The organism is Campylobacter sp. BCW_4321 (assembly GCF_001763075.1).
Lineage (GTDB): Bacteria > Campylobacterota > Campylobacteria > Campylobacterales > Campylobacteraceae > Campylobacter_D > Campylobacter_D jejuni.
This window is the reverse complement of record NZ_MJYA01000051.1, coordinates 1-4,180: the sequence shown is the minus strand read 5'-3', so window position 1 is coordinate 4,180 and position 4,180 is coordinate 1. Positions and strand designations below refer to the sequence as shown.

Genomic DNA, 4,180 nt, shown 5'->3' with positions numbered 1-4,180 from the left:
GCAGCATTTGCACAACTAGCTAAGAAAGAAATAGCAGCTAAAGATAAAACTATCTTTTTAGAATTTAAATGGGATTTTCTAATCCCCCCCCCCCGTAAACATCTTACTTGAAATAATATTTTTACTCAAATATTTTTCTCCTTCCTTATTTTAAATTTTTTAAAGATTGGTTTTATAAATCATATTTTAATAATAATATCAAATATAAAACTGCGGAATGATAAAATATTTAAACTTAAAATATAATTAAATACTAACATTGAAAATCATCAATATTGTTAAATTTTAATTAAAATTTGTTTTAAATAAAGAAGTTAGTTTAATAAAAGTAAAATTATATGAAATGTTATTTTACAAAACACAACGAAGATTTAAGTTGTATAAGCGTGAATTTTCACGCTTACTCTAGTTCATATTTTTTGATCAAAGTATTGTAAAATCCATTGGTTTTTGTCTCATCTATACCTTTATCAAAAATTTCTACCAATTCTTTTTGTTTGTTTTTATCAAAAGCAAAGCTAAAGCCTTCTCCACCATCCATTTCTTGGTAAAAACTTATCAAGTCTGGATTTTCAGCTAAAAAACCTTTAGCAGTATCTTCATCTGCGATAATAGCATCAATTTTGTTGTTTTTTAGTGCTAAAATAGCAATATTTAAATCTTTATTGCTTTGCACTTGTGCATTTTTGATAGCTTTTGCAGTATTTTCTTGTAAAGTTCCTAGTTGAACTCCTATTTTTTTACCTTCTAAATCATTTTTCGTTTGAAGTAAATTGTTACTTTTTAGTTTAAGATAAAGATTTTTACTCATATAGTAAGGTTTAGTAAAATCAACACTCTGTCTTCTTTCATCTGTTGCACTCATAGCCGAGGCAATCATATCAATTTTACCAGCTTTTAAAGCAGGTATTAGCCCATCGAAATTGGTTTCAACCCAAACAATTTTAATACCATTTTTTTTGGCGATCTCTTCTACTAGATCCGTATCAAAACCTGTGAGTTTTGAATTTTCTTTATAATTAAAAGGTTTATAGTTTGGGGCGGTTCCAACCTTTAATTCTACGCTTGCATTTGTTTCTTTGTTTTTAGAATCATTGCAAGCGTTTAAAAATAAGCCAACCAAGGCAACTAAAATAACACTAAATATTTTTTTCATTCTCTTCCTTTGATATAAAATATTTTAAAATTATACTTATTTTAAATTTATATTTAATTAAGTCTGATTGCTTTTTGCAATTTTAAATTATATAATCTTTAAATATATTTTTATACAAAATTTTCAAAAACCTACCAAATATTTATACTATTTAATCCTTTATTTAATCCCCTTTTAAGTTTAATTGGTTATACTTTCATTTCCTTTTTTGAAAAAAGGACTTAAAATCTTTTAAATTATAAAGTTTCACTAACTGAGTAGATTTTATAAATTAACTTTATTTTAGATTTTTTAAGTTTTTAAATTATTTGAGTTTTTAACTTTCTTAATTTTTTAATTTAAAACTAAAAAGCTTTTTTATAAATCTTGTTTTTAATTTAAAAACTTTTCTTTTAAAAATGATTTTTTGTTTTGTTCTTTTAACTTAGTATTGTTATTCAAATCTTATTAGTCAATCTTTGAAATCTAAATAAGTGATCGATTGAGCCAGAAAGATTTAGGCATAAGCAATTATGTAAAATCTATTCAATCTAATTTAAAAAGATTAAAAGCTTTTCTTTTAATCTTTCATAACTTTTTCTTTGAAGAAAAAGATTAAACTATCTATAAAAGTAATAAGGTTTATCTCTTTAATGCAATCTAAGTAGTTTATCTATATTAGGTTGGCGGGGTAGGCCTTTAGCTTGCTTCTTAGTCAAGGCTTTGCCTTGATGCTAAAGAAGGTTTATTATGGAGAGTTTGATCCTGGCTCAGAGTGAACGCTGGCGGCGTGCCTAATACATGCAAGTCGAACGATGAAGCTTTTAGCTTGCTAGAAGTGGATTAGTGGCGCACGGGTGAGTAAGGTATAGTTAATCTGCCCTACACAAGAGGACAACAGTTGGAAACGACTGCTAATACTCTATACTCCTGCTTAACATAAGTTGAGTAGGGAAAGTTTTTCGGTGTAGGATGAGACTATATAGTATCAGCTAGTTGGTAAGGTAATGGCTTACCAAGGCTATGACGCTTAACTGGTCTGAGAGGATGATCAGTCACACTGGAACTGAGACACGGTCCAGACTCCTACGGGAGGCAGCAGTAGGGAATATTGCGCAATGGGGGAAACCCTGACGCAGCAACGCCGCGTGGAGGATGACACTTTTCGGAGCGTAAACTCCTTTTCTTAGGGAAGAATTCTGACGGTACCTAAGGAATAAGCACCGGCTAACTCCGTGCCAGCAGCCGCGGTAATACGGAGGGTGCAAGCGTTACTCGGAATCACTGGGCGTAAAGGGCGCGTAGGCGGATTATCAAGTCTCTTGTGAAATCTAATGGCTTAACCATTAAACTGCTTGGGAAACTGATAGTCTAGAGTGAGGGAGAGGCAGATGGAATTGGTGGTGTAGGGGTAAAATCCGTAGATATCACCAAGAATACCCATTGCGAAGGCGATCTGCTGGAACTCAACTGACGCTAAGGCGCGAAAGCGTGGGGAGCAAACAGGATTAGATACCCTGGTAGTCCACGCCCTAAACGATGTACACTAGTTGTTGGGATGCTAGTCATCTCAGTAATGCAGCTAACGCATTAAGTGTACCGCCTGGGGAGTACGGTCGCAAGATTAAAACTCAAAGGAATAGACGGGGACCCGCACAAGCGGTGGAGCATGTGGTTTAATTCGAAGATACGCGAAGAACCTTACCTGGGCTTGATATCCTAAGAACCTTATAGAGATATGAGGGTGCTAGCTTGCTAGAACTTAGAGACAGGTGCTGCACGGCTGTCGTCAGCTCGTGTCGTGAGATGTTGGGTTAAGTCCCGCAACGAGCGCAACCCACGTATTTAGTTGCTAACGGTTCGGCCGAGCACTCTAAATAGACTGCCTTCGTAAGGAGGAGGAAGGTGTGGACGACGTCAAGTCATCATGGCCCTTATGCCCAGGGCGACACACGTGCTACAATGGCATATACAATGAGACGCAATACCGCGAGGTGGAGCAAATCTATAAAATATGTCCCAGTTCGGATTGTTCTCTGCAACTCGAGAGCATGAAGCCGGAATCGCTAGTAATCGTAGATCAGCCATGCTACGGTGAATACGTTCCCGGGTCTTGTACTCACCGCCCGTCACACCATGGGAGTTGATTTCACTCGAAGCCGGAATACTAAACTAGTTACCGTCCACAGTGGAATCAGCGACTGGGGTGAAGTCGTAACAAGGTAACCGTAGGAGAACCTGCGGTTGGATCACCTCCTTTCTAGAGTACAAAGTAATAAGTCTCACCACTATTACTTCAATATGTAAACTCAATTGATTCTTGTTTAGATTTCAAAGATTGATGATAAAGCTAATTGTTTATGGGGAATTAGCTCAGCTGGGAGAGCGCCTGCTTTGCACGCAGGAGGTCAGCGGTTCGATCCCGCTATTCTCCACCATTTATTAAGGGCCTATAGCTCAGCTGGTTAGAGTGCACCCCTGATAAGGGTGAGGTCACAAGTTCAAGTCTTGTTAGGCCCACCATAAAAAAGATTTGAATAAAAAAGCTTTAAAATCTAAAGCAAGTATATAAAGTAGATTAAATATAAAATATAAACTCTATACTTAGATTTATTTTTATCTTTAGCTATAAAAGAATATACTTTTTAATAGATATAAATAGCATATACATTATGTATTTATATTTATAATGATTATATTAATATATACTTCCTTTAGGTTTTAAACCTAAATGTTCTTTTTAATTATCATTGTTAAGAGTCACAAGCAAGTTTTAATAAAAACAATTTTACAGGACTTGTTAAAGGATAAAACCTATTTATCTTTTCTTTGGTTTAACTTATATCTTTTAATTATCTTTATTTCTATAATAAAGAGAATATTAGATTTAAGATTTGTAAATTAAAGACAAGTTTCAAACTCACAGCTTAGTTAAGACTAAATCATTTAGTTTTATATTAAGTGTTTGAATGCTTTCCGTCTTAAGATAAAGAAGTCTTATCATAAAAACTTTAACAAGGAAGTGATGCGTTTTAGAATCAATAA

At 34.2% G+C, this 4,180-nt stretch carries 1 protein-coding gene, 2 tRNA genes, 1 rRNA gene and 1 pseudogene; 3 read left to right on the top strand and 2 right to left on the bottom strand.

What is annotated here, in order from left to right; genetic code table 11:
- Together AJN58_RS10570 and AJN58_RS06160 are read right to left on the bottom strand one after the other, a co-directional pair.
- Positions 1-119, bottom strand: a pseudogene (locus AJN58_RS10570) (hypothetical protein); the annotation flags it as partial.
- A gap of 281 nt (positions 120-400) precedes the next feature.
- Positions 401-1,156 carry a basic amino acid ABC transporter substrate-binding protein gene (locus AJN58_RS06160; RefSeq protein WP_070209890.1) on the bottom strand — a complete coding sequence of 252 codons (756 nt, stop codon included), beginning with the start codon at positions 1,154-1,156 and terminating at the stop codon, positions 401-403.
- Between the two features lie 726 nt (positions 1,157-1,882).
- Between AJN58_RS06160 and AJN58_RS06155 the strand changes: the two genes are divergently transcribed.
- The 3 genes from AJN58_RS06155 to AJN58_RS06145 all read left to right on the top strand — a co-directional run bounded on the left by AJN58_RS06155 (position 1,883) and on the right by AJN58_RS06145 (position 3,658).
- Positions 1,883-3,395: ribosomal RNA gene (locus AJN58_RS06155) — 16S ribosomal RNA — on the top strand.
- A gap of 102 nt (positions 3,396-3,497) precedes the next feature.
- Positions 3,498-3,573 (top strand) — tRNA-Ala (locus AJN58_RS06150).
- 8 nt (positions 3,574-3,581) lie between these two features.
- Positions 3,582-3,658: transfer RNA gene (locus tag AJN58_RS06145), tRNA-Ile, on the top strand.
- The last annotated feature ends 522 nt before the right edge of the window (positions 3,659-4,180 follow it).